General features: G+C 34.9%; 2 protein-coding genes. One reads left to right on the plus strand and one right to left on the minus strand.

Going from position 1 to position 2,301, the window contains the following annotated elements:
* Positions 1-62: 62 nt before the first annotated feature.
* The gene (locus QVO88_RS08185) at positions 63-479 is read left to right on the plus strand and encodes a hypothetical protein (protein WP_022288007.1); all 417 of its coding nucleotides are present in this window, start codon (positions 63-65) and stop codon (positions 477-479) included.
* A 191-nt stretch (positions 480-670) separates the two neighbouring features.
* Here QVO88_RS08185 and QVO88_RS08190 read toward each other — a convergent pair.
* Positions 671-2,301 (minus strand): hypothetical protein (locus QVO88_RS08190; protein WP_288177908.1); only part of this gene is annotated, 1,631 nt, incomplete at its 5' end.

Below are 2,301 nucleotides of genomic sequence, written 5' to 3' on the forward strand. Positions count from 1 at the left end.
CTTCAAGGTCGGCGCACAACTCGTCCTTGAAATGATAAAGCCAATTAAGTGAGGTGGACGGTATGAGCAGATACAAGAGCGAACAGACCGCATACAATCAGCTGAAAAAGAAATACGTTCCGTTGTGGAGACTTGATACCAATACCGTGACCGTCACTCACTTCAATGCCGATACGCAGACCGAGGAGAGCAAGACCTACCACACCGACTTCATCAGGTATCATCTTCATTATTCTGACAGCAAATGCCCCGATAGGCTTCGCAGGCTCGTCAACGAGGGTAAGATCATTCAGTACCTTGATGATATGAAACTAAAAGTCAGTGAAGCTATCTTCCGTCAGGTGGAGCATTGGAAGCAGACCGACAGTTGCTATAAGAAAGCTGTCCTCAGCGGTGATGCCGAGAAGATACTCGGTCTGGAGAACTGCTTCGTCTACATGGCGAGAGAAGCTGTGTTTGAGTGTATGGTTTATATTTGAGGATAAACGGCTGTGCCTTCGGGTGCAGCCGTTTTTTGAAAAACAAGTACTATATGAATAAAATCACAACCAATAGAGTATACTTATAATGTAGTAACGTCAGCGTAGCGAGATGATATGCATTCAATTCACTTGGGAATAGGTCGTTTACCCAGTGAATAACGACCAGCAAGGGCAGGACTTGCACGTTACTACTTTTTTGAATATTTATCTTTAGCCCTTTCAATTAGAAGGGGCTTCTTTGCTTTAGGAAAGAATTTGCTTTCCAGTCTGTCTGTATTTTCACGTGTATCATTACGTGTTATAAGCCCATGACGAACAATGCATTGTAAAAGATACGAAGAAACTTTTTCGTTATAATCTTTCTGTAAAGCCAATGCAGATGATACAAATTCATTTGAATCTTGTATTTGCTCCACAAACATCAGATGTTCTAATTGATAGGTTGGGTTTTCTCTATAGTCGAAGAATTCAACGCTGTTCAAAAATTGTACAGTGTTTTTTCCGGCAGCATTCAAAACGGGAATATAGTAAAGGTTCAATAGTAAATCCATTGAATATAGTGCAAATGATGACCTCACTTTTAGATCAATGTCACTTTCTCTCATTTGAGGTTTCTTTGTTGTAAAATATGGATGTGTTTTTAATTCTTTTATGATGTCTTCGTAGTGTTTCTCAATAAAGTTGCACCAAAACATAAATATCCTGTTTGGTAGCGTATACAATAAGCGAATCAGTTCACTCTTTTTATCTTTTTTCAAAAGATGTTCAAAGCAAGGAAGGGATTTTGCGATAATTTGAAGTAAGGACATCATTCGGAACAATTTATTATTATACTCGTCAATAATAGAGTCATCCCAATCATATATATCCCTTATTTTGAACTCTTTTACCATTGATTCCTCTACTGTTTCTTCCGATCTTTCAATTTGTTTCTTTTCTTCTTTTTTATTAATTGATTTTGTATTAACAGATAGTTGATTGGAAGTTTTAATGAACATAGGAACCTTATTAGGTATACTGAATTCATCCCACGATGTATCTTCGACTACTGTTCTATTAATAGAAGACATTATTTGACTTAATATTGAAGTCTCATCAGTTAGATATATAACGAATAAAAGGATATCTGTACAAATGTTTATACAAGCCTTATTTATTACATCTTCCAAGCCAGCAACATCTTTTCTCGCAACGATCTCTTTTGCAACAAAATATGCCAGAATACTTTTGTTTCTAAATCTGTATTCTTCACGACTTTCTTCAGTATCTGATATAATTTTTGCAGTTTTTGCAATGTTGATTATGTCTTCAGTTTCAAGATTATTCCCATATTCAGCATTATATTCTTTAATTATTTTTCCAATCTCACATCTTTTTACAGGATATGCTTTATTAAAATGAATGTAATAGGCTATTTTTCTAAATATTACATACATAAGATCAACTGTAATATTTCTATTCTTAGTATTAGTTTTTAGTGCATCATCAATCTTATTAGTTAGATTTGCTTCAAAAACTTTACTAAAGGCATTAGTGCTTTTATATATAGCTTCACCTACATGATTCATAAAGTTTTCTGCCATTTGAATAATGTAGTATGGCTCTGGCGGAATGATGTTAAGTTGTGTTTTAATAATTCGATCCACTTGCTTAACAATATTCTCAATATTTTGTTCTGATTTGTCATCGGCTTTATCTAACGCTACAGCTCTTATTATTTCTCTGCGCTTATGGCCTACAGGTGCCTTAATCTCAAATTTTGCTATAGTTTCTTTTTCGTCAATATTGATAATAGATGTGTCAAAATCAATTATTCGAG

This window comes from Ruminococcus sp. CAG:57, assembly GCF_000435935.1.
Classification (GTDB): domain Bacteria; phylum Bacillota; class Clostridia; order Oscillospirales; family Ruminococcaceae; genus Hominimerdicola; species Hominimerdicola aceti.

What these genes read in the sequence shown, in the direction of transcription:
- QVO88_RS08185 (WP_022288007.1), top strand. Translation starts at nt 63, where the DNA reads ATGAGCAGATACAAGAGCGAACAGACCGCATACAATCAGCTGAAAAAG.